Here is a 23,684-nt window from a genome sequence, read left to right on the forward strand (position 1 = left end):
CAGAAGCAGCTCTTCGCCGGCATCAACGAGGTCACGGCGATCGACGACGTGACCGTCGAGATCGGCCTCGACCAGCCGAAGGGCTCGCTGCTGACCAACCTCGCCTGGGGGGACGCGGTCATCGTCTCGCCGGCGAGCGCCGACACCAATGCGACGAAGCCGGTCGGCACCGGGCCGTTCAAGTTCTCGCAGTGGGTGCAGGGCGACCGGGTCGAGCTGGTCAGGAACCCTGACTACTGGGGGGAGCCCGCGAAGCTCGACAAGGTGACCTTCAAGTTCATCTCCGATCCGACGGCGGCCTTCTCGGCGATGATGGCCGGCGACATCGACGCCTTCCCGAACTATCCGGCGCCCGAGAACCTCGCCCAGTTCGAGGCCGATCCCCGCTTCCAGGTGATCGTCGGCGCGACCGAGGGCGAAACGATCCTCGCCATGAACAACGAGCGGCCGCCCTTCGACGACATCCGCGTCCGCGAGGCGGTGGCGCACGCCGTCGACCGGCAGGCGATCATCGACGGCGCGCTCTTCGGCTACGGCACGCCGATCGGCAGCCATTTCTCGCCGACGCATCCGGCCTACGAGGATCTGACCGGGCTTTCCGCCCACGACCCGGAGCGGGCGAAGGCGCTGCTGGCCGAGGCCGGCCATCCGGACGGCTTCCGGACGACGCTGACGCTGCCGCCCCCGGCCTATGCCCGCCGCGGCGGCGAGATCGTCGCCGCGCAGCTCCGCGCCGTCGGGATCGATGCCCGCATCACCAACGTGGAATGGGCGCAGTGGCTGGAGCAGGTGTTCAAGAACCACGACTTCGACATGACCATCATCAGCCACACCGAGCCGATGGACATCGAGATCTACGCCCGGCCGGACTATTACTTCGGCTACGACGACCCGGTGATGCGCGCGCTGATCGCCGGCGTCGAGGCGACCGCCGACCAGGCCGAGCAGGCCGAGATCCTGCGCGCGGCGCAGGAGCGGATCGCCGGGCATTTCGTCAACGCCTTCCTCTTCCAGCTGCCGAAGATCAGCGTCGCCGACGCGCAGCTGCGCGGCCTCTGGGCCAACTCGCCGACCCAGGCCAACGACATGACCGCGGTTTCCTGGGCCGAGTAGGGTGATCGGCTATGCCCTGCGGCGGCTCGTCTCGCTCGGCCTCAGCCTGGCGGTGGCGAGCCTCGTCATCTTCCTGACGCTGCAGGTGGTGCCGGGCGATCCGGCGAGCTACATGCTCGGCCTCAATGCCAGCCCGGAGGCGGTGGCGGCGCTCCGGGCGCAGCTCGGGCTCGATGCCGGGCCGGTCGCCCGCTATCTCGGCTGGGTCGGCGGGATGCTGACCGGGGACTTCGGCATCTCCTATACCTACCGCACGCCGGTCGCCGGCATGGTGCTCGACCGGCTGCAGGTCTCGCTGCCGCTGGCGCTCTTCGCGCTCGCGCTCTCGACGCTGATCGCGATCCCGGTCGGGCTCTGGGCGGCGGCGCGGCGGAGCAGCGCGAGCGACGCCGCGATCATGGGCACGACCCAGCTCGGCATCGCGGTGCCGAACTTCTGGTTCGCGATGCTGCTCGTCCTCGTCTTCGCGGTGAAGCTGCGCTGGGTCTCGGCCGGCGGCTTTCCCGGCTGGCAGGCGGGGCCGATCGCCGGCCTGCGGGCGCTGGCGCTGCCGGCGATCGCGCTGGCGCTGCCGCAGGCCTCGATCCTCGCCCGCATCATGCGCTCGTCGCTGATCGACACGCTGAACGAGGACTTCGTCCGCACGGCGCGCGCGAAGGGGCTCACGCGGGGGCAGGCGCTCAGGCGGCACGCGCTCCGGAACGCGCTCATCCCGGTCCTGACGATCATCGGGCTGCAGTTCTCCTTCCTGCTGGCCGGGGCGATCATCATCGAGAACGTCTTCTTCCTGCCCGGGCTCGGGCGGCTCGTCTTCCAGGCGATCAGCCAGCGCGACCTCATCGTGGTGCAGAGCGTCGTCATGCTGCTGGTCGTCGCGGTGATCCTCGTCACCTTCCTCGTCGATCTCGCCTATGCCTGGGTCGACCCGCGGCTGAGGAGCCGCTGATGCGGGCGCTGGTCGCCGGGGGGGCGATCGTCGCCGTCTTCGTGGCGGCGGCGCTCGTCTCGTTGGTCTGGACGCCCTGGGACGTGACCGCGCTCGACATCGCCGGCAAGCTGCAGCCGCCGTCGCGGGCGCACTGGCTCGGCACCGACCATTTCGGGCGCGACGTCCTTTCCATGCTGATGGTCGGCGCGCGGGTGTCAATCGCGGTGGCGCTGGTCGCGGTCGGGATCGGCATGGGGCTCGGGGTGCCGCTCGGGCTGGCGGCGGCGGCGCGGCACGGCTCGCTCCTCGACGAGATCGTCATGCGGGGCAACGATCTCGTCTTCGCCTTTCCGGCGCTGCTGATCGCCATCATGATCACGGCGGTCTTCGGGCCCTCGGCGGTCAACGCCATCGTCGCGATCGGCATCTTCAACGTCCCGGTCTTCGCCCGGCTGACCCGCGGGGCGGCGCTGTCGCTCTGGCCGCGCGACTTCGTGCTGGCGGCGCGCATGGCCGGCAAGGGGGACGCGCGCATCTCGCTCGAGCATATCCTGCCGAACCTCGTGAACCTGCTCATCGTGCAGGGGACGATCCAGTTCTCGCTCGGGATCCTGGCCGAGGCGGGGCTCTCCTACGTCGGGCTCGGGGCGCAGCCGCCGACGCCCTCCTGGGGGCGGATGCTGGCGGAGAGCCAGACGATGTTCGCGCTGGCGCCGCACCTGGCGCTGGCGCCGGGGCTCGCGATCGTGCTGACGGTGCTCGGGCTCAACCTGATGGGGGACGGGCTGCGCGACCTGCTCGACCCGCGGCTCAGGCGGGTGCGGGCGTGACCCGGCTCTTCCTCGTCGCCGGCGAGCCCTCGGGCGATCTTCTCGGCGGGGCGCTCCTCGCCGGGCTGCGGGAGATCGGCGGGGGGCTGGAGGTCGCGGGCGTGGGCGGGCCGGCGATGGCGGCGGAGGGGCTGGCGAGCCGCTTTCCGATGGAGGAGCTGTCGGTGATGGGGCTGGCCGAGGTGCTGCCGCGGCTGCCGAACCTGATGCGGCGGATCCGCGAGACCGGGGCGGCGGCGGCGGCGATGGCGCCGGACGCGCTCGTCACCATCGACAGCCCGGACTTCTCGCTGCGGGTGGCGCGGCGGGCGCGGCGGCTGCGGCCGGATTTGCGGGTGATCCACTATGTCGCGCCGTCGGTCTGGGCCTGGCGGCCGGGGCGGGCGCGGAAGATGGCCGAGGTCGTCGACCATGTGCTGGCGCTCCTGCCGTTCGAGCCGCCCTACATGGAGGCGGCCGGGATGAGCTGCGACTTCGTCGGGCATCCGGTCGCGGCCGAGCCGCAGGCGACGGCGGAGGAGGTGGCGGCGATCCGGGCGGAGCTGGGGGTCGCGCCCGGGCAGCGGCTGCTGATCGTGCTGCCGGGCTCGCGGCGCGGCGAGGTCGAAAGGCTGGGGCCGGTCTTCGCCGAGGTGGTGCGGCGGCTGGCCGCGGCCGATCCGGGGCTCGCGGTGGTGCTGCCGGCGGCGGCGCCGGTCGTGGGCCTGCTGGCGGGCGTCTTCCCCGGGGTCCGTGTGCTCGACCCGCGGCCCTGGGGGAAGGCGGAGGCGGAGGCGCGCAAGCGGGCGGTCTTCGCCGCGGCGGACGTGGCGCTCGCGGCATCGGGGACGGTCAGCCTCGAGCTCGCGGCGGCGGGGACGCCGATGGTGATCGCCTATACCGCCAATCCGCTGACCGGCTGGATCGTCATGCGCATGGCGCTGATCGACACGGCGACGCTCGTCAACCTCGTCACCGACAGCCGGGTGGTGCCTGAGTTCTTCCTCGGCGACTGCACGCCGGAGAAGATCACGCCGGCGGTCGTCCGGCTGTTCGACGATCCGGAGGCGGCGGCGGTGCAGCGGGCGGCGGGGGCGCGGACGATGGAACTGCTCGGGCGGGGCGGCGAGGCGCCGGGGCTGCGGGCGGCGCGCTCGGTGCTCGCGGCGATCGCTCAGCGGCGGGTCTGAAGCCGCGCGATGGCCTCGTGCGAGGGGCGGCCCTCACCGTCGCCGCAGTCGGCCTCGAGCTGGGCGCGGATGTCGTCGATCTCCTTGTCGGTCATGTGCTCGATGCCGATGAACTGCTGGCGGGCCTGGTCGACCGCGCGCAGGAGCTCGTCGAGCTTGGCCTGGATGGCGGCGGAATCGCGGTTCTGCGAGTTCTGCACCAGGAAGACCATCAGGAAGGTGACGATGGTGGTGCCGGTGTTGATGACGAGCTGCCAGACCTCGGAGAAGCCGAAGATGGGGCCGCTGACCGCCCAGACGACGACCAGGGCCAGCGCCAGGATGAAGGCCACCGGCCGGCCGGCGAGCGCCGCGATCCGGCCGGCGATGGCGGTGAAGACCCTGTTCATGGTCCGCGGTGAACGCGCCACCCCGCGGGCAGGTTCCCCGGTCAGGCGACGAAGTCCGCCACCGTCGCCCCGACGGCGGCCGCGAGCTTCGCCGGGGCTACCTCGAAGACGTGGTGCGGCGTCCCGGCCGCCGCCCAGACGGTGGCGAAGTCGAGCAGCCGCGGGTCGAGCCAGGTGTCGATCGGGTTGAGGTGGCCGAGCGGTGCCACCCCGCCGATGGCGAAGCCGGTGTGGGCGCGCACCCCGGCGGCATCGGCCTTGGCGAGCGGAGCGCCGGCGAGGCGCGCCGCCTTCTCCGGGTCGACCCGGTTCCCGCCGGCGGTCAGGAAGAGGACGTGCCGCCCGCCGGCCTGCTCGCGGAAGATGATCGACTTCACGATCTGATCGAGGCCGCAGCCGCAGGCCCGCGCCGCGTCTTCCGCCGTGCGGGTCCCCTCGGCGAGGCGGACCGGCGCGATGGCGAGGCCGCGCCGCCGCGCGTCCTCCTCGACGCGGGCGATCGACGGGCTGTCGCGGCCCTGGTCGCTCATCGCCTCAGCGGTTCTCGACATCCACGTAGTCGCGCGTCGTCTTGCCGGTGTAGAGCTGGCGCGGGCGCCCGATCTTGAGCTCGGGATCCTCGAGCATCTCCTTCCACTGCGAGATCCAGCCGACGGTGCGCGCGAGTGCGAAGATCGGCGTGAAGAGCGAGGTCGGGAAGCCGATGGCGTCGAGGATGATGCCGGAATAGAAGTCGACGTTGGGATAGAGCTTCTTCTCGACGAAATACTCGTCCTCGAGTGCGATCCGCTCCAGCTCCTTCGCCACCTGCAGCGTCGGGTTGTTCTCGATGCCGAGCAGGCCGAGCACCTCGTCGGCCGACTGCTTCATCACCTTCGCGCGCGGGTCGAAGTTCTTGTAGACGCGGTGGCCGAAGCCCATGAGGCGGAAGGGATCGTCCTTGTCCTTGGCGCGGGCGATGTATTCCGGAATGCGGTCGACGGTGCCGATCTCGCGCAGCATCCTCAGGCACGCCTCGTTCGCCCCGCCGTGCGCCGGCCCCCAGAGGCAGGCGACGCCGGCCGCGATGCAGGCGAAGGGATTGGCGCCCGAGGAGGAGGCGAGCCTGACCGTCGAGGTGGAGGCGTTCTGCTCGTGGTCGGCGTGCAGGATGAAGATCCGGTCCATGGCGCGGGAAAGGATCGGGTCGACGACATATTCCTCGGCCGGGACGGCGAAGCACATGTTGAGGAAGTTCGAGGCGTAGTCGAGGTTGTTGCGCGGATAGACGAACGGCTGGCCGACCGCGTACTTGTAGGCCCAGGAGACGATCGTCGGCATCTTGGCGATCATGCGGATCGTCGCGACCTCGCGCTGCCAGGCGTCGGAGATGTCGGTCGAATCGTGGTAGAAGGCGGCCATGGCCCCCATGGTGCCGCAGACGATCGCCATCGGATGGGCGTCGCGCCGGAAGCCGCGGAAGAAGAAGGACATCTGCTCGTGCAGCATGGTGTGCTGGGTCACCCGGCTGACGAAGTCCTCGAGCTGCGCCGCGGTCGGGAGCTCGCCGTAGAGCAGGAGGTAGGAGACCTCGAGGAAGCTCGACTTCTCGGCCAGCTGCTCGATCGGATAGCCACGGTAGAGCAGCTCGCCCTTGTCGCCGTCGATGTAGGTGATCGCGCTGGCGCAGGAGCCGGTCGAGGTGTAGCCGGGATCGAAGGTGAACACCCCGCCCTCGCCGTAGAGCCGGCGGATGTCGATGACGTCGGGCCCGATGGTGCCGTGATAGATCGGCAGTTCCAGCTGCTTGTCGCCGATCGTCAGCTTTGCACGGTGATGCGCCTGGTTGGTCATGCGTCGTTCCCTGTTCTATTTGTCGGGTCCGGTTAGGAACCGGCTTTGATGCAGGCGTCAAGCCGGGCGAGACTCTGCTCCCGCCCGAGGATCTCCATCATGTCGAAGACCCCTAGAGAAACCGTGCGGCCGGACAGCGCGACCCTGAGCGGCTGGGCGATCTTGCCCAGTCCCAGGCCTTCGGCAGCGGCGAAATCGCGCACTATCGTCTCCAGATCGCTCGCGGCCCATGTAACGTTTCGCAAGCGCGAAGTCAATTTTTCCAGCGTCTCCGGCGGAACCGAAGCCAGCGCCTTCGTCGCCGCCTCGTCCATGGCAAATGGCGGAGAAACCAGAATGAAGCTAGCCATATCAATTATTTGCAGTAGCGTTCGCGCGCGCTCCTTGAGACCCGGCATGGCGCGGAGGATCTGGCTGCGCTGAACTTCCGTCAGGGGAGGCCTTTTCTGCGCTGCAAGAAAGGCCTCGAGCTCGGCGAGGAGGTGGGCGTCGTCGGCGGCGCGGATGTGCTGGCCGGAGAGATTCTCCAGCTTGGCGAAGTCGAAGCGCGCCGGCGCCTTGCCGAGATGGGTGAGGTCGAACCAGGAGATCGCCTGTTCGGTGGTGAAGAACTCGTCGTTGCCGTGGCTCCAGCCGAGGCGCGCCAGGTAGTTGCGCATCGCCTCGGGCAGGTAGCCCATGTCGCGGTAGGCCTCGACCCCGAGCGCGCCGTGCCGCTTGGAGAGCTTGGCGCCGTCCGGGCCGTGGATGAGCGGGATGTGGGCGAAGACCGGCACGTCCCAGCCCATGGCGCGGTAGATGAGGGTCTGCCGCGCCGCGTTGGTGAGGTGGTCGTCGCCGCGGATGACGTGGGTGACGCCCATGTCGTGATCGTCGACGACGACGGCCAGCATGTAGGTGGGCGTGCCGTCGGAGCGGAGCAGGATCAGGTCGTCGAGGGTCTCGTTCTTCCAGGTGACCGTGCCCTGCACCACGTCCTCGACCACCGTCTCGCCCTCGCGCGGGGCGCGCAGGCGGACGACATAGGGGGCATCGGGGGCGGTGGCCGGGTCGGCGTCGCGCCAGGGCGAGCGGAAGAGCGGCGGGCGGCCCTCGGCCCTGGCCGTCTCGCGGAAGGCCTCGATCTCCTCGACGCTCGACCAGCAGCGGTAGGCGGTGCCGCGGGCGATCATCTCGTGCGCCACCTCGGCGTGGCGGGGGGCGCGCGCGAACTGGCTGATCGCCTCGCCGTCCCAGTCGAGGCCGAGCCAGCGCAGGCCCTCGAAGATGGCTTCCGTCGCCTCGGGGGTGGAGCGGGCGCGGTCGGTGTCTTCGATGCGCAGAAGCATGACGCCGCCGGTGTGGCGGGCGTAGAGCCAGCTGAAGAGCGCCGTCCGCGCGCCGCCGATGTGCAGGAACCCGGTCGGCGAGGGGGCGAACCGCGTCACCACCGGGGGTACCACGGGGGGCGTTGCGGTCATCGGCTTAACCTCGTGGCAACCATGCTGAAGCCACGGTCTTAGGCCGAAACCTCGCGGGAGAACAAGGGACGTGGGCCGAGAGCGTCTCGCCGCGCTGATCGAGACGCAGCGCCCGCAGCTGGCGCTCTGGATCCCCGTCCTCCTCGCGCTCGGCATCGGCGGCTACTTCGCGCTGCCGGCTGAGCCCGAGGGCTGGATGCTGGTGGCGCTGGCCGGCGTGATGGCTGTCGGCTTCGCAACGCTCTTCCGGGTCGGGGTCGTCGGGCGGGTCGCGCTGCTCGCGGCGCTGCTGCCGGCCCTCGGGCTGCAGGCGGCGGCGCTCAGGACGTGGGCGGTGGCGGCGCCGGTCATCGGCCACGAGATGACGGCCGCCGTCGAGGGGCGGATCGTCGGGCTCGACCGGTCGGCGAGCGATCGGCCGCGGGTGCTGCTCGACCGGGTGGTGATCCACGGGCTCGAGCCGGAGCGGACGCCGGCGCGGGTGCGCGTCTCGCTCGATCCGGCGACGCCGCGCGACCTGCTGCGGCCGGGGGTGCGGATCCTCGGGCAGGCGCGGCTCTCGCCGCCGGGGGCGCCGGCCGAGCCCGGGGGGTTCGACTTCCGCCGGCTGGCCTTCTTCGAGCGAATCGGCGCGGTCGGCTATGCGCGGACGCCGATGGTCGCGGCCTACGGGCCGGAGCCGGGACGGTTCCGGCAGCTGCCGTTCCGGCTGCGCATGGCCGCCTCGGCGCATATCCAGCGGGTGATCCCGGGGCAGGACGGCGCCTTCACTGCGGCGATCCTGACCGGGGACCGCTCGGGGATCGACCGGTCGGTCGAGGCGGCGCTCAGGGCGTCGAGCCTCTACCATATCGTGTCGATCTCCGGGCTGCACATGTCGCTGCTGGCGGCGGCGGTCTTCGCGATGATCCGCTACGGGCTGGCGCTGGTGCCGCGGCTGGCGCTGGCCTGGCCGCTGAAGAAGATCGCGGCGGTGGCGGCGATGGTCGCAGGCGCCGTCTATCTCGTCATCTCCGGCTCGGAGGTGCCGGCGCAGCGGTCCTACGTGATGACGGCGACGGTGCTGCTCGCGGTGCTGCTCGAGCGGCCGGCGCTGACGCTGCGGGCGGTGGCGCTGGCCGGGGTGATCGTGCTGCTCTTCGCGCCGGAGAGCCTGATGCAGCCGGGGTTCCAGATGTCCTTCGCCGCCACGGCCGCGCTCGTGGCGAGCTTCGAGGCGTTGCGCGGGCGGGCCTGGTGGCAGGTGACGCAGACCGCGCCGGGCTGGCGGTTCGCGCGGCCGGTGCTCGGGATCGCGGTGACCTCGCTGATCGCCGGGGCGGCGACGGCGCCGATCTCGGCCTTTCACTTCAATACCATCGCCCAGTACGGGGTGCTGGCCAACCTGCTCGCGCTTCCGGCGATGGGGATCGTCGTCATGCCGGCGTCGGTCGTGGCGGTCGGGCTGGCGCCGCTCGGGCTCGACTGGCTGCCGTTCCGGATCGCCGGGCTCGGGATGGGCTACATCATCGCGGTCGCCCGCTTCGTCGCCGGGCTCGGCGGGGCGGTGACCGGGGTTCCGGCCGGCCCGGCGCTCAGCCTCGGGCTCATCCTCCTCGGCGGGACGATGGCGGTGCTGCTCCTCGGGCGCGCGCGGTGGGCGGCGCTGGCGCCGGCGGCGGTCGCACTCCTGCTCTGGGCGGGGCACGGGCGGCCGGAGGTGCTCGTCGCCGGGAACGGGCGGCTCTTCGGCTTCCTCACTCCCTCGGGGCGGGTGCTCTCGAGCGAGCGGGGAAACGGGTATGCGGCCGAGACCTGGCTGCGCAACGATGGCGACGGCGCGACGCAGGCGGAGGCCTGGGCGCGCGGGCGGCTGGTGCGCCGGGCGCACCGGATCGAGGCGGAGGTGCCGGGGATCGGCCGGCTGGTCTATGTCGGGACGCGGGAGATGCGCGGGGCGGACGGGATCTGCGCCGCGGCCGCGATCCTCGTCGCGCCGAACTGGCCACGGGCGCCGCGGGGGGACTGCCTCTTCGTCGGGCGGGAGCGCCTGGAACGGGAGGGGGCGCTGGCGATCCGTCCGGGCCCGGGGGGGCTGACGGTCGCCGGCGCCCTCTCCGTCAATCAGGGCCGCCCGTGGACCCGGCGGCCGGAGCGGGAAGGGGCGCCGCCGGACGGCGATCGCCAGCGGCCATCGGCGACGGAGCTCGCCGCACGGTGAGGGGCACGGTGAGGGGCACGTGTGCCCAGGCCGCAAGGCATTGATCTGACGTCATTTTATTGGCGTATAGACGTTGTATAGACAACTCGCGGCCGCGCTCACTCCGGAAACGCCTCCTCCTCTTCCGCGTCCGCCGGGCCTTCGGTGGTGAAGAGGATGAGCATCAGCGGGGTGCCGGCCTCGCATGTCGCGTCGGTGCGGCGGGCCATGATCTCGCCGGCGACCGGGCTGGCGTACTCCGCGATCCGCTCGCCGAAGGCATCGTACTGGACGGCGACCGCCTGCCCGGCCTCGACCTTTTCCCGCAGCTCGACCAGAAGCTCGACGAAGCCGCCATGCGTCGAGATGACCGGCGCGCCGTGGACCGCGACGAAGACGCCGGCGTCGTGACCGGTCCGGCCCATCGGGCCCTGGATGACCCCGTGCAGCTTGAGCACGTTCATCGTGCCCTCGACGAAGCGGGAGATCATCTCCGGGTCGAGGACGCGGGGCTTGCCGAGCTCGGGCGTCAGCGCCGGTATGCCGACGGCGACGAGCTCGTTCATCAGCGTGCCGGCGTAGGGCTCGGTGTCGGCGAAGATCTGGTCGACCGGAAAGAGCATCGCCATCTCCGCCACCTCGGGGTGCGACATGTCGGCGAAGTGGAAGGCGGTGCCGTCCATCCCGCTCGACACGGTGTGGAAGTCGATCGCGACGTCGGCGTTCGGCCGGAGCAGCCGGTTGAACAGCAGGCCGGCGTGGCGGCGCGGTGCCTCGGGCGCGTTCTCGTCGCCCGGCCACACCCGGTTCATGTCGATGAGATCGACGCCCCGCCCCGAGTTCGGCCATCGGCGCGCCATGCCTTCCAGCGCCGGCCCGGAGATGTCGAAGACCGCCGTGACCGTGCCCGACATCGCCGCCGGGTCGAGCGCCTCCATGACGCGCTGGACCGTACGCACGGAGCTCATCTCGTCGCCGTGCACGCCGCTCGTCAGGAGGACGCGCCTGCCCGGCTGGGCTCCTTTGGCGACGGCGACCGAGACGTAGCGATGCTGCCCGGTGATCCCCTGGACCCCCTCGAAGTAGAACTGGTGCCTGCCGGGTTCGAGGTCGTTGACGTCGAGCGCGCTCAGGACCCGCTTGCCCTGGATCACGTCGCCGGTGAAGACCGTCCCGCCCGTCGCCGCCGGCTGCGCCGCCTCCTGGGCCGATACCGCTGCCGCGCCGGCGGCGAGGACAACCGGGGCGCTGACCGCGGCAAGGGACGCGACAATGAATTCCCGCCGCTCGAGGTCGTGATCGTCTGACATGGGTAAATCCCCGATGAGCCCCGGTCGACGGCCGATGCGGCTTTCTCGGGGCATGTTCCGGAGCGAAGGCCCGTCGGCCGGCCTGCTCTCCCCGCAGGTGGGCGCAAGGGCCGCCCGAGGTCAAGCGCCGAATCCCGGCGCGCGCTTGGGCGCCGCAGAGAGACGGGACCGCGAGCCGCGGACATCGGGGCGTCGTTCGAGGGCCGCACGCCCCCCTACGCCGCGCGACGGGTCAGTAGGTGCGGATCAGGCCGACGAGCTTGCCCTGGATGCGGACCTGGTGGTCCTGGTAGAGGCGGGTCTCGTAGGCGGGGTTGGCTGCCTCGAGGGCGATGGTCGAGCCGCGGCGGCGGAAGGTCTTGAGCGTCGCCTCCTCGCCCTCGATGAGCGCGACGACGATGTCGCCGTTCTGCGCCGTCGGCTGCTCCTGGATCACCACGATGTCGCCCGAGTTGATCCCGGCCTCGATCATCGAGTCGCCCTTGACCTCGAGCGCATAGTGGCGCCCGGCGGCGGAGAGCATGGCGGCGGGCACCGCGACGTTGTGCGAGGCGTGCTGGATCGCCTCGATCGGCGTGCCGGCGGCGATGCGGCCCATGACCGGAAGCTCGATCGACGCGGCGGCGGCCGCCGCGGCAGTCGCCGGATCGGGGCGGTTGCCGTCGACGGCGGCGGGGCGGAAGCCGCCGCTGGCCTCGAGCGACTCGGGCAGGCGGGCGATCTCGATGGCGCGGGCGCGGTGCGGCAGGCGGCGGATGAAGCCGCGCTCCTCGAGCGCGGTGATGAGCCGGTGGATGCCGGATTTCGACCTGAGGTCGAGCGCGTCCTTCATCTCGTCGAACGAAGGCGGCACGCCATCCTTCTGCAATCGCTGGTGGATGAAGTGCAGGAGGTCGTATTGCTTGCGCGTGAGCATGTCGTCCCTTGGCGCTGTCCCTCGCAACGTTCTAGATACGTTCTTGTTTTGTGTCAAGAATCAATTGCTTGATACAACCATAGGTTGTTCAAAGCCAGAGAAATTCCATCATGTCGCCCGGCGCGCGCGCCGGGTCGCGCGGCGGCCGGAGCATGAGCGCGTTGGCCTCGCCGAGGATCGAGAGGAGCGCGCTGTCCTGGCGCGCGAAGGGGGCGCACGCCCATCCGCCCTCGCCCTGCGTCACCCGCGCCCGCATGTAGTGGGCGCGCGGCCCGTTCGGCCCCAGGGGCTGCGCCAGCCGGGCGGGGTGCATGGCGGGGAGGTCGCCGGGCAGGCCGAGCATCCGCTCGACGGCCGGCACGAGGAAGAGGCGGCCGGTGACCATGGCCGAGACCGGGTTGCCGGGCAGCCCGACCAGCGGCGTCGCGCCGAGGCGGCCGGCCATCAGCGGCTTTCCGGGGCGCATGGCCACGCGGTAGAAGTCGAGGGTCATGCCGAGGCCGACGGCCGTCTTCTGCACCAGGTCGAAGTCGCCGACCGAGGCGCCGCCGAGGGTCACGACGAGGTCGGCCGAGCGGGCGAGCGCGAAGCTCGCCTCGAGGCTCTCCGGCGTGTCGCGGGCGATGGGCAGCAGCCGCGCCTCGGCGCCGGCCGCCTCGAGCAGCGCCTTGAGGCCGACCCCGTTCGAGCAGACGATCTGGTCGGGGCCCGGATCCTCGCCAGGCATGACGAGCTCGTCCCCGGTCGGGATGAGGGCCACCACCGGCCGGCGCGCGACCGCCACCCGCCCTGCGTTCATCGCCGCGAGGAGCGCGAGGTCGGCCGGCCGGAGCCGCCGCGGAGCCGCGACGCGGGCGCCGGCGGCGAAGTCGTTGCCGGCGGGGCGGATGTTGCCGCCGCGGTCGAGCTCGGCATGGAGCAGGATTTCGTCGCCGAGCGCGTCGACCTCCTCCTGGATCACCACCATGTCGGCGTCGGGCGGCACCGGCGCCCCGGTGAAGATGCGCACCGCCTCGCCCGGCCCGATCGCGCCCTCGAAGCGCGCGCCCGCGGCCGCGACGCCGACGAGGCGGAGCCGGGCGCCGGGCAGGGCGTCGGCCGAGTGCAGCGCGTAGCCGTCCATCGCCGCGGCGTCGAACGGCGGCTGGGCGCGGGCGGCGGCGACGTCGTGCGCCAGCACCCGGCCGGCGGCGCGCTCGAGCGGCACCTCCTCCGCCTCGAGCGGCTCGAAGAGGCGCATCAGGCGCGCGTGCGCCTCGGCGACGGGGATGAGGCCCATCAGGGCGCCTCGAAGCGGCCGGACTTGCCGCCCTCCTTCAGCGCCAGGCGGATCTCGCCGATCGTCATGCCGCGGTCGACCGCCTTCAGCATGTCGTAGACGGTGAGCGCGGCGACCGAGACGGCGGTCAGCGCCTCCATCTCGACGCCGGTCGGGCCGGTGGTGGCGACCGTCGCCTCGATCGTCACCCGCGAGGCCGCGGCGTCGGGGGCGAGGTCGACCGTCACCTTGCTGAGCGCGAGCGGGTGGCAGAGCGGGATGAGCTCGGCGGTACGCTTGGCGGCCATGATGCCGGCGAGGCGGGCGACGCCGAGGACGTCGCCCTTGGCGGCGGTGCCCTCGGTGACGAGGGCGAGGGTGGCGGGGGCCATGGCGATCCAGCCGCGCGCGACGGCGCGGCGGGCGGTCGCCGGCTTGTCCGAGACGTCGACCATCTGCGCCGCGCCGCGGGGGTCGAAGTGGGTGAGGCCGGCCATCACTCGGCCTCCGGCGACCAGGGGCTGCGCAGGAGCTCGCGGGTCGCCGCCTCGACGTTCTCCTCGCGCATCAGCGTCTCGCCGATCAGGAAGCAGCGCACGCCGTAGCGGGCGATCTGCGCCAGGTCCTGGCGGGTGGCGAGGCCGGATTCGGAGACGATGATGCGGTCGGCGGGCACGCTGCGCGCCAGGCGCCGGGTGGTCTCGATGTCGGTGGCGAAGGTGTTGAGGTCGCGGTTGTTGATGCCGACCAGCGGCGAGGCGAGGCGGCGGGCGCGGTCGAGGTCCTCGGCGGTGTGCACCTCGAGGAGCGCGGCCATGCCCCAGGCGCGGGCGGTGGCCTCGAGCTCCTGCGCCTGGGCGTCGGAGACGCTGGCGAGGATGACGAGGATGCAGTCGGCGCCGAGGGCGCGCGACTCGACGACCTGCCAGGGGTCGTAGAGGAAGTCCTTGCGCAGGATCGGCAGGCTGACCGCCTTGCGCGCCTCGACGAGGTGGCTGTCGTCGCCCTGGAAGCTCGGGCCGTCGGTCAGCACGCTGAGGCAGGCGGCGCCGCCGGCGGCATAGGCGGCGGCGAGGGCGGCGGGCTGGAAGTCCGCGCGGATCAGGCCCTTGGACGGGCTCGCCTTCTTGATCTCGGCGATCAGGCCGTAGCCGCGGGCGGAGGCGCGGCGCAGCGCTCCGACGAAGTCGCGCGGGCGGTCGGCGTCGCGGGCGGCGGCCTCGACGGCGGCGAGCGGGCGCTCGGCCTTGCGGCGGGCGACGTCGGCGAGCTTGTAGGCGCGGATGTCGTCGAGGATGCTCACCGCGCGGCCTCGCCGGTGCGCGCGGGGGCGGAGGTGACGGCGGCGAGCTTGTCGGCGGTGCGGCGGGCGGCGCCGGTGTCGATGCTCTCGGCGGCGAGGGCGACCCCGGCGGGGAGGTCGGCGGCGCGGCCGGCGACGAGGAGGGCGGCGGCGGCGTTGAGGAGGACGGCGTCGCGGTAGGCGGAGGGCTCGCCGGCGAGGAGGGCGCGCAGCGCCTGGGCGTTCTGCTCGGGGGTGCCGCCGAGGACGGCCTCGAGCGGTTGCCGGGCGAGGCCGGCGTCCTCGGGGTGGATGGAGAATTCGGTGATGCGGCCGTCGTTCAGCTCGGCGACGTAGGTCTCGCCGGCGATCGAGATCTCGTCGGTGCCGTCGGCGCCGTGCACCATCCAGGCGCGGTCGGAGCCGAGCTGGCCGAGGGTCTCGGCCATCGGGCGGATGACGGCGCGGGAATAGGCGCCGGTCAGCTGGCGGCGGACCGAGGCCGGGTTGGTGAGCGGGCCGAGGAGGTTGAAGATGGTGCGGGTGCCGAGCTCCTGGCGGGCGGGCATGACGTGGCGGGTGGCCGGGTGGTGCATCGGCGCCATCATGAAGCCGATGCCGGCTTCGGCCAGCGCCTGCTCGACCACCTCGGGGCCGACCATGACGTTGACGCCGAGCTCGGTCAGGGCGTCGGCGGCGCCGGACTTCGACGAGAGGTTGCGGTTGCCGTGCTTGGCGACCGGGACGCCGCAGCCTGCGACGACGAGGGCGGCGGCGGTCGAGATGTTGAGCGTGCCCTTGCCGTCGCCGCCGGTGCCGACGATGTCGATGGCGCCTTCGGGGGCGCGGACGCGGACGCACTTGGCGCGCATGACGGCGGCGGCGGCGGCGTATTCGGCGACGGTCTCGCCGCGGGTGCGCAGCGCCATGAGGAAGCCGCCGACCTGGGCCGGGGTGGCGTCGCCGTCCATGATGGCGGTGAAGGCGCGCTCGGCCTGCTCGCGGGTGAGCGGGCCCTCGGCGGCGCGGCCGATCAGCGAGCGGAGGCCGTCGCTCATGCGGTCGCCCGGGCGGCCACGCGGGCGAGGTCGAGGAAGTTGCGCAGGAGCGCGTGGCCGTGCTCGGAGGCGATCGACTCGGGGTGGAACTGGACGCCGTGGATGGGGAGCGTGCGGTGCTGAAGGCCCATGATGGTGCCGTCCTCGAGCTCGGCGGTGATCTCGAGCTCGGGCGGCAGGCTCTCCCGCTCGACGATCAGGCTGTGGTAGCGGGTGGCGCGGAGGGGCGAGGGGAGACCCTGGAAGACGCCCTTGCCGCCGTGGTGGATGGTGCCGAGCTTGCCGTGCACGATCTCGCCGGCGCGGACGACCTTGCCGCCGAAGGCCTGGCCGATGGCCTGGTGGCCGAGGCAGACGCCGATGAGCGGCGTGCGGGTCTCGGCGGCGGCGGCGATGAGCGCGAGGCAGATGCCGGCCTCGTCCGGGGTGCAGGGGCCGGGCGAGAGCAGGATGGCCGAGGGATGCATCGCCATGGCGGCCTGCACGTCGATCTCGTCGTTGCGGCGGACGATGGCCTCGGCCCCGAGCTCTCCCAGGTAGTGGAAGAGGTTCCAGGTGAAGCTGTCGTAGTTGTCGATCAAGAGCAGCATGGCCGCGCCCCACTCACATGCGCGCCATTCATGGCCCGCGGGGTCGGACGGGGTCAAGGGGTGGCCTGTGCGGGCGCAGGGGGCCCGCACAGTGCGGGCTTCGGGTAACACGCTGATTCCACTTGGCAATCGTCCCGGCGTTAACCACCTTGGGCATAATCGTTAACGTGCGGCGGGGGCTGGCGGCGGGCGGTGCGCGCGCTGTAGGATGGCGGGACGAGCGGAAGGAGGCGGGACGGTGGCGGAGCGGCGGACGCATGGCTTCTGGAAGGGGGTCCTGGCCGGGCTCCTGGTCGCGGCCGCCGGGCTTCTCGCGCTGGCGTGGCTCCATCCGCCGCGGCCGCTGATGCCGCCCGAGGTCGATCCCGGCGCGCTGGAGGCGCCGGCCGCGCCCGGCCAGCCGGACGGCGTGGCAGGGCCGGAGCCGGCGGCGGCGGGGGAGACGGTCCGGGAGACTGGGCGCGAGACGGGGCGGGAAACGCCGAAAATTGCCGACGCCCCGGCCTCGGAGAGCGCGCCCGAACCGGCGGACTGACCGCCGCGCAACAATGTTTCAAAAACGCTTGCGTTGAAACCGGACTCGGCGCCATAGTCGCGCGGAGCGATCATCCCCGGGCATCTCCGTCCGGCCGAAGACGACCGAGGCAGGTCACGGCTCGCCGATAGCGCTCGACTCACCCCGTCGCGGGCCCGGCCCGGGCCGCGCGCCCGATGGCGGCGTGTCTGAGACTGCCGGCCGCGAAAGCCGGCGCGGAAGGGGGATAGACATGGTGGATTCAGCGGCGCCGCGGCGCCATTCTCTCGATCACTGGCTCGTCTGGGCGGCGCTTTCGGTCCTCGCGGCCGTCGGCCTCGCCCAGGTCTCGCTCGCCCGCGGCGAGCATGTGAACGCGCTCTGGGTGGTCGTCGCTTCAGTCTCGATCTACCTGATCGCATACCGCTACTACAGCCTCTTCATCGCCCGCCGGGTGATGCAGCTCGACGACAGCCGGCCGACGCCGGCGCATCGCTTCAACGACGGGCTCGATTACGTCCCGACCAACAAGTACGTCCTCTTCGGCCACCATTTCGCGGCGATCGCCGGCGCGGGGCCGCTGGTCGGGCCGGTGCTCGCGGCGCAGATGGGCTACCTGCCCGGGATGCTCTGGATCCTCGCCGGCGTCGTGCTGGCCGGCGCGGTGCAGGACTTCATGGTCCTCTTCGTCTCGATGCGGCGCGACGGGCGCTCGCTGGGCGATCTGGTGCGCTCGGAGCTCGGGCCGCTGCCGGGGATCATCGCGCTGATCGGCACCTTCCTCATCATGATCATCATCCTCGCCGTCCTCGCCCTCATCGTGGTGAAGGCGCTGGCCGACAGCCCCTGGGGCATGTTCACCGTCGCGATGACGATCCCGATCGCGATCGCGATGGGCGTCTACATGCGCTACATCCGGCCCGGCGCCGTGGGCGAGGCCTCGATCGCCGGCTTCATCGCGCTGATGGCGGCGATCATCTTCGGCGCCAACGTGGCGGCGAGCCCGACCTGGTCGGCCGTCTTCACCTTCAGCCCGACACAGCTCTGCTGGCTCCTGATCGGCTACGGCTTCGTCGCCTCGACGCTGCCGGTCTGGCTGCTGCTCGCGCCGCGCGACTATCTCTCGACCTTCCTCAAGATCGGCGCGATCGTCGGGCTCGCGCTCGGCATCCTGCTGGTCGCCCCGGATCTGAAGATGCCGGCGATCACCCGCTTCATCGACGGGACCGGCCCGGTCTGGTCGGGCAACCTCTTCCCCTTCCTCTTCATCACCATCGCCTGCGGGGCGGTGTCGGGCTTTCATGCCCTCATCTCCTCGGGCACCACGCCGAAGCTCATCGACAGCGAGGGGCACGCCCGCTTCATCGGCTACGGCGGCATGCTGATGGAGAGCTTCGTCGCGATGATGGCGCTGGTCTCGGCCTCGATCATCGACCCCGGCGTCTACTTCGTGATGAACAGCCCGGCGGCGGCGATCGGCACCACGGCGGAGAGCGCCGCCGCGCAGGTTTCGGAGTGGGGCTTCGCGATCACGCCCGAGACGATCAACGAGACGGCGGCCGACGTGGGCGAGACGACGATCATCTCGCGCGCCGGCGGCGCGCCGACGCTCGCGGTCGGCATGGCGCAGATCTTCTCGCACCTGATCGGCGGCAAGGCGATGATGGCCTTCTGGTATCATTTCGCCATCCTGTTCGAGGCCCTGTTCATCCTGACCGCGGTCGATGCCGGCACGCGCGCGGGGCGGTTCATGCTGCAGGACCTGCTCGGGGTCTTCCTGCCGGCCATGCGCAAGACCTCCTCGCTCGGGGGCAACATCGTCGCCACCGGCCTCTGCGTGGCGGCCTGGGGCTTCTTCCTCTACCAGGGGGTCACCGACCCGCTCGGCGGGGTCAACACGCTCTGGCCGCTCTTCGGCATCGCCAACCAGATGCTGGCGGCGATTGCGCTGATGCTCTGCACCGTCGTCCTCTTCAAGATGAAGCGCGAGCGCTATGCCTTCGTGACGCTGGTGCCCTCGGCGCTGCTCGTCGTGGTCACGCTGACCGCAGGGCTGCAGAAGGTCTTCTCCAGCGTGCCGGCGGTCGGCTTCCTCGCGCACGCCGGGCGCTACCGCGAGGCGGCAGCGGCGGGCGAGGTGCTGGCGCCGGCCAAGGATCTCGGCCAGATGCGGCAGATCGTCTTCAACGACATGGTCGATGCGACGATGGCGTTCATCTTCGTCGCGCTCGTCATCAGCATGATCTACTTCAGCATCCGCGCCTGCATCGACGCCTATCGCGCCAGCGGCTGGACGGCGCGGGAGCTGCCCGAGGAACGCAACGGCCCCGTCGCCGTTCCGGCGGAGTGAGGCGCATGACGGGAGCAGGCACGATGAAGGACGCGCTCGCCCTCTGCCGCAGGCGGCTGCGCGAGGGGGCGCGGCTGATGATCGGGGTCCCGGACTACGAGACCTACGTGGCGCACATGCGCGAGGCGCACCCGGAGCGGCCGGTCATGAGCTACGGCGAGTTCTTCCGCGAGCGGCAGTCGGCGCGCTACGGCGAGGGTTCGGAAGGCTCGGCCCGCGGCTTCCGCTGCTGCTGACGGGGCTCGGGCAGCGCCCGCCGGGTCGGGCGCTGCCCTCTTCGCGGCCGGTCAGCGCTCCGGTCAGCGCTCCGGTCAGCGCTCCGGTCAGCCCTGGGGCTGGGCGGTGGTGCGCAGGTAGGGCAGGACGCGGGTGAAGCCGCCGAAGCGGGTCTCGGCGTCCTCGTCGGAGACGGCGGCGGTCACGATGACGTCCTCGCCCTGCTTCCACTGCGCCGGCGTCGCCACCTGATGCTTCGCGGTCAGCTGGATCGAGTCGAGCGCGCGCAGGATCTCGTCGAAGTTGCGCCCGGTGGTCATCGGGTAGGTGAGCTGCAGCTTGATCCGCTTGTCCGGGCCGACGATGTAGACCGTCCTGACCGTGGCGTTGTCGGCCGGGGTGCGGCCCTCGCAGCTGTCGCCGGCCTCGGCGGGGAGCATGTCGTAGAGCTTGGCGACGGCCAGCGTCGGGTCGCCGATCATCGGGTAGCTGACCTTGTTGCCGGAGACCTTCTCGATGTCGGCCTTCCACTTGTGGTGGCTCTCGACCGGGTCGACCGAGATGCCGAGGATCTTGGTGTTCCGCCGGACGAACTCCGGCAGGAGCCCCGCCATGTAGCCGAGCTCGGTGGTGCAGACGGGCGTGAAGTTCTTGGGATGGCTGAACAGGACCGCCCAGCCGTCGCCGATCCACTCGTGGAAGGAAACCGGCCCCTCGGTGGTGTCGGCGGTGAAGTCGGGTGCGATGTCGTTGATGCGAAGACTCATGGGTCCCCTCCCTTCCCTGAAGGCGCGGACGCTAGCAAAGCCGCGGCGGCGAGGGAACCCTCGTTCGGGGTCAGTTCCCGCCGCGCGGGCCGACGAAGAGGCCGGCGTCGCGGGCGGCCTGGGTGAGGGCCTTCGACTTGTTGACCGTCTCGACGTATTCGGCCTCGGGGTCGCTGTCCCAGACGACGCCGCCGCCGGCCTGGATGTAGAGGATGCCGTCCTTCACCACCGCGGTGCGCAGCGCGATGCAGATGTCCATGTCGCCGCCGGCGGCGAAATAGCCGACGCCGCCGCCGTAGACGCCGCGCTTCTCGTTCTCGAGCTCGTCGATGATCTGCATGGCACGGACCTTGGGCGCGCCGGAGACGGTGCCGGCCGGGAGGCCGGCGAGGAGGGCCGAGAGGGCGTCCTGGCCGGGGGCGAGCCGGCCGTCGACGTTGGAGACGATGTGCATGACGTGGCTGTAGCGCTCGATGATGAACTGCTCGTTCGGGTCGACCGAGCCGATGACGGCGACGCGGCCGACGTCGTTGCGGCCGAGGTCGAGCAGCATCAGGTGCTCGGCCCGCTCCTTGGCGTCGGCGAGGAGCTCCTCCTCGAGGGCGAGGTCCTCGGCCGGGGTCGCGCCGCGCGGGCGGGTGCCGGCGATCGGGCGGATGGTGACGGTGTCGCCCTTCACCCGCACGAGGATCTCGGGGCTGGCGCCGATGACCTGGAAGCCGCCGAAGTTGAAGTAGAACATGTAGGGGCTGGGGTTCGTCCGCCGCAGCGCGCGGTAGAGGGCGAAGGGCGGAAGGTCGAACTTCTGCGCCCAGCGCTGCGAGGGGACGACCTGGAAGATGTCGCCGGCGCGGATGTAGTCCCTCGCCTGCTCGACGATCTCGAGGTAGCGGGCATGCGTGGTGTTGGAGACGGGCTCGCCGGGGGCGAGGTCGCCGAGGTCGCGGCTGGCGGCCGGCGGCGTGCGGTCGAGGTCGCGCACCGCGTCCATCACCCGCTCGGCGGCCTGGGCGTAGGCGGCGCGCGGGTTGAGGCCGCCGTTGGCCCAGGCGGGGCTGACGACGGTCACCTCGCCCTTCACGCCGTCGACGATCAGCATGACCGAGGGGCGGAGCATCAGCGCGTCGGGCAGGCCGAGCGGGTCGGGGTTGACGTTCGGCAGGTGCTCGACGAGGCGGACCATGTCGTAGCCGAGGTAGCCGAAGAGGCCGGCGGCCATCGGCGGCAGCTCGGGCGGCAGCTCGATGCGGCTCTCGGCGATAAGGGCGCGCAGCGAGGCGAGCGGGTCGGCGGCCTCGGGCTGCCAGCCGTCGGGGTCGAAGCGGGCGGAGCGGTTGATGCGGGCGGCGGTGCCGCGGCACTCCCAGACGAGGTCGGGCTTCATGCCCATGATCGAGTAGCGGCCGCGCACCTCGCCGCCGGTGACGCTTTCCAGGAGGAACGAGTCCTTGCGCGCCTCGGTCAGCTTCAGCATCAGCGAGACCGGCGTGTCGAGGTCGGCGACGAGGCGGGTCCAGACCACCTGGTTGCGGCCGGCGGCGAAGCCGGCGGAAAACTCCTCGAGCGGCGGCGAGAGCTGCATCGCGCGCTCAGGGGAAGCGGGAGAGGGTCGACTCGAGCAGCGCCTGGTTGACCGTGACCCCGGCCTGGTCGCGCAGCGCCACGGTGTAGAGCGACAGGAGATCGCCCCGCACCTGGTCGCGGAACTGGCCCTGCACGCTCTCGAGGAGCTGGCGGCTGGTCTCGGCGGTGGCGTCGAAGGGCTCGAGCGCCGTCACCACGGCGAGGATCACCGTGTCCTTGTCGCGGCTGGTGACCGCGGCGCCGACCGGGTCGCCGCTGCCGCTGCCGTCGCCGGCGCCGTCGCCGCCGGCGGCGAAGACGTCGGCGACGAGGCCGGGTGGCGTGCCCTCCGCCCCCTCGCCGCGGGTGAGCGGGCCGGCGCTGCGGATCGGCCGGTCGAGGCGCTGGGCGAGCGCGCCGAAGCCGAGGCCGCCCTCGAGCTCGGCGCGGTAACCCTCGGCGAGCTTCTCGAGCGCCTCGGCCGTCTTCGCCTCGCGCCAGTCGGCGGCGACGCGGTCGCGGATCTCCTCGAGCGGGATGACCGCCGGCGGGTCGATGCTGTCGACGCGGAGGGTCGCCATGCCGCCGTCCGCGAGCTCGATGAGGTCGGTCTCGACCCCGGTCTCGGCCGCGAGCGCCGCGGCGCGGAAGGCGGCGTCGTCGGCGAGGCCGCCGGTCGTCTCGCTGCCGAGCGCGATCGTGCCGAGCTCCATCGGCGTCTCCGAGGCGATCTCCTCGATGGTGGCGCCGCCGGCGATCAGGTCCTGGACGTGCGTGCTCTCGTTGAGGATCTGCTCGCGGGCGGCGTCGAGCGTACGCTCGCGCGCGAGCTCGGCGCGGGCCTCCTCGAAGGGCGTCGTCTTTGGCGCCATGATGGCGTTCACCCGGTAGAGGGCCGGGCCGAGCGGCGTCGTCACCGGGCCGACGATGCCGGGCTCGGCCGGGCCGAAGACCGCCTCGCGCGCCGCAACCGGCAGCGCGTCGGCGGCGACGATGCCCTGGTCCATGTCGGCGGGGGTGAGGCCGCGCTCGGCCGCCACCTTGTCGAAGTCGGTCTCGCCGGCGTCGATCGCGGCTTTGGCCGCCCGGGCCTCCGCCTCGGTGCCGAAGCCGATGCGGTCGACCGCCCGTCGCTCCGGGGTCTCGAAGCGGTGGATCTCGGCCTCGTAGGCGGCGCGCAGCTCGTCCTCGGGGATCTCGGTGGCGGCGGCGACCTGGTCGGGCGTCATGCTGGCATAGCTGATGTGGCGCGTCTCCGGCCGGGTGTAGCGGTCGGCGGCATGCGCCGCGTGCTCGGCCTCGAGCTCGGCATCGGTGGGTCCGGGGATCGGCTCGGGCAGGAGGGCGGCGTCGAGGCGGATCCAGTCGAAGCTCCGCCGCTCGCCGAGGAAGCCGAGGATGCCGAGCGCCTCGGTCTCGGGCAGCGTCGCGGCGGCGGCGACGCCGCGAGTGACGAGATCGCGCGTCGCCTCGCGGCGAAGCAGCTGCTCGAACTCGGCCGGCCGCAGGCTCGCCCGCTCGAGCGACTGGACGTAGCCCTCGGGGCTGAACTTGCCGTCGGCGTCCTGGAAGGCAGGGGTCGCCATCACCTGGGCGCGCACGGTCTCGTCGCCGGTCGAGAGGCCGAGCCGCTCGGCCTCGCCGTCGATGGCGGCGTCGTTGACGAGGCGGGTCAGCACCATGGCGTCGACGCCGAACTGGCGCGCCTCGGTCATGTTGAGCGAGCGGCCGGTCTGCTGGAAGAGGGCGCGGAGCTCCTGCTGCATGGCGCGGACGTAGTCGTCGGTGGTGACCTTGACCCGGCCGACGCGGGCGATGGTGTCGCTGCTGCCGGTGGTGCCGATGCTGACGCCGAAGCCGGCGAGGCCGACGACGAGGAGGCCGAGGAGGGCGTAGACGAGGACGCTGCCCCGTTTCGAGCGGAAGGATCCGAGCATGCGCCGTCAGGTCCCGAGCGAT

At 71.9% G+C, this 23,684-nt stretch carries 22 protein-coding genes; 8 read left to right on the forward strand and 14 right to left on the reverse strand.

What is annotated here, in order from left to right; all coding sequences use genetic code 11:
- From Q0112_RS06985 to lpxB, 4 genes are all read left to right on the forward strand, one after another.
- A partial coding sequence (locus Q0112_RS06985) for an ABC transporter substrate-binding protein (RefSeq protein WP_297973184.1) occupies window positions 1-1,113 on the forward strand: 1,113 nt, incomplete at its 5' end.
- Window position 1,114: 1 nt separating this feature from the next.
- Entirely contained in the window at window positions 1,115-2,059 is a 945-nt protein-coding gene (locus Q0112_RS06990) for an ABC transporter permease (RefSeq protein WP_297973187.1), read from the forward strand.
- Window positions 2,056-2,871, forward strand: a complete 816-nt coding sequence (locus Q0112_RS06995; RefSeq protein WP_297973238.1) for an ABC transporter permease — start codon at window positions 2,056-2,058, stop codon at window positions 2,869-2,871. The genes Q0112_RS06990 and Q0112_RS06995 overlap by 4 nt, the downstream gene beginning before the upstream one ends.
- Window positions 2,868-4,040 (forward strand): lipid-A-disaccharide synthase, encoded by a 1,173-nt coding sequence (gene lpxB / locus Q0112_RS07000; RefSeq protein WP_297973190.1) that lies wholly within the window; start codon window positions 2,868-2,870, stop codon window positions 4,038-4,040. The genes Q0112_RS06995 and lpxB overlap by 4 nt, the downstream gene beginning before the upstream one ends.
- On the opposite strand, the gene Q0112_RS07005 is transcribed toward lpxB, so the two are convergent.
- The 4 genes from Q0112_RS07005 to gltX are packed head-to-tail and all read right to left on the reverse strand — an operon-like array spanning window position 4,025 to window position 7,722.
- Complete coding sequence (locus Q0112_RS07005) at window positions 4,025-4,429, reverse strand: low affinity iron permease family protein (RefSeq protein WP_297973192.1); 405 nt, start codon at window positions 4,427-4,429, stop codon at window positions 4,025-4,027. The two genes, lpxB and Q0112_RS07005, sit on opposite strands and share 16 nt — an antisense overlap.
- Window positions 4,430-4,470: 41 nt before the next feature.
- Entirely contained in the window at window positions 4,471-4,980 is a 510-nt protein-coding gene (locus Q0112_RS07010; protein ID WP_297973194.1) for a YbaK/EbsC family protein, read from the reverse strand.
- A complete protein-coding gene (gene gltA / locus Q0112_RS07015) occupies window positions 4,964-6,262 on the reverse strand; it encodes a citrate synthase (RefSeq protein WP_297973197.1) in 1,299 nt (432 codons plus the stop codon). Before gltA ends, Q0112_RS07010 begins: the two co-directional genes overlap by 17 nt.
- 32 nt (window positions 6,263-6,294) lie before the next feature.
- Entirely contained in the window at window positions 6,295-7,722 is a 1,428-nt protein-coding gene (gene gltX, locus Q0112_RS07020) for a glutamate--tRNA ligase (protein ID WP_297973200.1), read from the reverse strand.
- A 70-nt stretch (window positions 7,723-7,792) separates the two neighbouring features.
- Between gltX and Q0112_RS07025 the strand changes: the two genes are divergently transcribed.
- Window positions 7,793-9,922, forward strand: coding sequence for a ComEC/Rec2 family competence protein (locus Q0112_RS07025; protein WP_297973202.1), 2,130 nt, complete (start codon window positions 7,793-7,795; stop codon window positions 9,920-9,922).
- Between the two features lie 98 nt (window positions 9,923-10,020).
- Here Q0112_RS07025 and Q0112_RS07030 read toward each other — a convergent pair whose 3' ends face one another.
- The 7 genes from Q0112_RS07030 to Q0112_RS07060 all read right to left on the reverse strand — a co-directional run bounded on the left by Q0112_RS07030 (window position 10,021) and on the right by Q0112_RS07060 (window position 16,315).
- Window positions 10,021-11,211, reverse strand: a complete 1,191-nt coding sequence (locus Q0112_RS07030) for a succinylglutamate desuccinylase/aspartoacylase family protein (RefSeq protein ID WP_297973205.1) — start codon at window positions 11,209-11,211, stop codon at window positions 10,021-10,023.
- Between the two features lie 232 nt (window positions 11,212-11,443).
- Window positions 11,444-12,127, reverse strand: coding sequence for a transcriptional repressor LexA (lexA, locus tag Q0112_RS07035; RefSeq protein ID WP_297973208.1), 684 nt, complete (start codon window positions 12,125-12,127; stop codon window positions 11,444-11,446).
- 88 nt (window positions 12,128-12,215) lie between these two features.
- A complete protein-coding gene (gene glp, locus Q0112_RS07040) occupies window positions 12,216-13,406 on the reverse strand; it encodes a gephyrin-like molybdotransferase Glp (RefSeq protein WP_297973211.1) in 1,191 nt (396 codons plus the stop codon).
- A complete protein-coding gene (gene moaC, locus Q0112_RS07045) occupies window positions 13,406-13,882 on the reverse strand; it encodes a cyclic pyranopterin monophosphate synthase MoaC (RefSeq protein WP_297973214.1) in 477 nt (158 codons plus the stop codon). The genes glp and moaC overlap by 1 nt, the downstream gene beginning before the upstream one ends.
- Entirely contained in the window at window positions 13,882-14,688 is an 807-nt protein-coding gene (gene trpC / locus Q0112_RS07050) for an indole-3-glycerol phosphate synthase TrpC (protein ID WP_297973217.1), read from the reverse strand. The genes moaC and trpC overlap by 1 nt, the downstream gene beginning before the upstream one ends.
- Window positions 14,685-15,725, reverse strand: coding sequence for an anthranilate phosphoribosyltransferase (trpD, locus tag Q0112_RS07055; RefSeq protein WP_297973219.1), 1,041 nt, complete (start codon window positions 15,723-15,725; stop codon window positions 14,685-14,687). Before trpD ends, trpC begins: the two co-directional genes overlap by 4 nt.
- A complete protein-coding gene (locus tag Q0112_RS07060; RefSeq protein WP_297973222.1) occupies window positions 15,722-16,315 on the reverse strand; it encodes an aminodeoxychorismate/anthranilate synthase component II in 594 nt (197 codons plus the stop codon). The genes trpD and Q0112_RS07060 overlap by 4 nt, the downstream gene beginning before the upstream one ends.
- A 238-nt stretch (window positions 16,316-16,553) precedes the next feature.
- Between Q0112_RS07060 and Q0112_RS07065 the strand changes: the two genes are divergently transcribed.
- From Q0112_RS07065 to Q0112_RS07075, 3 genes are all read left to right on the forward strand, one after another.
- Window positions 16,554-16,850 (forward strand): hypothetical protein, encoded by a 297-nt coding sequence (locus Q0112_RS07065; protein WP_297973225.1) that lies wholly within the window; start codon window positions 16,554-16,556, stop codon window positions 16,848-16,850.
- Window positions 16,851-17,082: 232 nt separating this feature from the next.
- On the forward strand, window positions 17,083-19,179 hold the full coding sequence (locus Q0112_RS07070; protein WP_297973228.1) for a carbon starvation CstA family protein: 2,097 nt from the start codon (window positions 17,083-17,085) through the stop codon (window positions 19,177-19,179).
- 23 nt (window positions 19,180-19,202) lie between these two features.
- Window positions 19,203-19,415 (forward strand): CstA-like transporter-associated (seleno)protein, encoded by a 213-nt coding sequence (locus Q0112_RS07075; RefSeq protein ID WP_297973241.1) that lies wholly within the window; start codon window positions 19,203-19,205, stop codon window positions 19,413-19,415.
- An 87-nt stretch (window positions 19,416-19,502) separates the two neighbouring features.
- Here Q0112_RS07075 and Q0112_RS07080 read toward each other — a convergent pair whose 3' ends face one another.
- From Q0112_RS07080 to Q0112_RS07090, 3 genes are all read right to left on the reverse strand, one after another.
- Window positions 19,503-20,162: a peroxiredoxin gene (locus tag Q0112_RS07080; RefSeq protein WP_297973230.1), complete on the reverse strand. Its 660-nt coding sequence runs from the start codon at window positions 20,160-20,162 to the stop codon at window positions 19,503-19,505.
- 70 nt (window positions 20,163-20,232) lie between these two features.
- On the reverse strand, window positions 20,233-21,744 hold the full coding sequence (trpE, locus tag Q0112_RS07085; RefSeq protein ID WP_297973233.1) for an anthranilate synthase component I: 1,512 nt from the start codon (window positions 21,742-21,744) through the stop codon (window positions 20,233-20,235).
- A gap of 7 nt (window positions 21,745-21,751) precedes the next feature.
- Window positions 21,752-23,662, reverse strand: coding sequence for a peptidylprolyl isomerase (locus Q0112_RS07090; RefSeq protein WP_297973236.1), 1,911 nt, complete (start codon window positions 23,660-23,662; stop codon window positions 21,752-21,754).
- Between the last annotated feature and the right edge of the window lie 22 nt (window positions 23,663-23,684).

The sequence above is a fragment of the uncultured Amaricoccus sp. genome (assembly GCF_937858865.1).
GTDB lineage: Bacteria > Pseudomonadota > Alphaproteobacteria > Rhodobacterales > Rhodobacteraceae > Amaricoccus.

Excerpts from the sequence above, each read along its gene's own strand:
- Q0112_RS07005 (WP_297973192.1), bottom strand. The coding sequence starts at position 4,429 with ATGAACAGGGTCTTCACCGCCATCGCCGGCCGGATCGCGGCGCTCGCC.
- Q0112_RS07010 (WP_297973194.1), bottom strand. The coding sequence starts at position 4,980 with ATGTCGAGAACCGCTGAGGCGATGAGCGACCAGGGCCGCGACAGCCCG.
- gltA (WP_297973197.1), bottom strand. The coding sequence starts at position 6,262 with ATGACCAACCAGGCGCATCACCGTGCAAAGCTGACGATCGGCGACAAG.
- gltX (WP_297973200.1), bottom strand. The coding sequence starts at position 7,722 with ATGACCGCAACGCCCCCCGTGGTACCCCCGGTGGTGACGCGGTTCGCC.
- Q0112_RS07030 (WP_297973205.1), bottom strand. The coding sequence starts at position 11,211 with ATGTCAGACGATCACGACCTCGAGCGGCGGGAATTCATTGTCGCGTCC.
- lexA (WP_297973208.1), bottom strand. The coding sequence starts at position 12,127 with ATGCTCACGCGCAAGCAATACGACCTCCTGCACTTCATCCACCAGCGA.
- glp (WP_297973211.1), bottom strand. The coding sequence starts at position 13,406 with ATGGGCCTCATCCCCGTCGCCGAGGCGCACGCGCGCCTGATGCGCCTC.
- moaC (WP_297973214.1), bottom strand. The coding sequence starts at position 13,882 with ATGGCCGGCCTCACCCACTTCGACCCCCGCGGCGCGGCGCAGATGGTC.
- trpD (WP_297973219.1), bottom strand. The coding sequence starts at position 15,725 with ATGAGCGACGGCCTCCGCTCGCTGATCGGCCGCGCCGCCGAGGGCCCG.
- Q0112_RS07060 (WP_297973222.1), bottom strand. The coding sequence starts at position 16,315 with ATGCTGCTCTTGATCGACAACTACGACAGCTTCACCTGGAACCTCTTC.
- Q0112_RS07070 (WP_297973228.1), top strand. The coding sequence starts at position 17,083 with ATGGTGGATTCAGCGGCGCCGCGGCGCCATTCTCTCGATCACTGGCTC.
- Q0112_RS07075 (WP_297973241.1), top strand. The coding sequence starts at position 19,203 with ATGAAGGACGCGCTCGCCCTCTGCCGCAGGCGGCTGCGCGAGGGGGCG.
- Q0112_RS07080 (WP_297973230.1), bottom strand. The coding sequence starts at position 20,162 with ATGAGTCTTCGCATCAACGACATCGCACCCGACTTCACCGCCGACACC.
- trpE (WP_297973233.1), bottom strand. The coding sequence starts at position 21,744 with ATGCAGCTCTCGCCGCCGCTCGAGGAGTTTTCCGCCGGCTTCGCCGCC.
- Q0112_RS07090 (WP_297973236.1), bottom strand. The coding sequence starts at position 23,662 with ATGCTCGGATCCTTCCGCTCGAAACGGGGCAGCGTCCTCGTCTACGCC.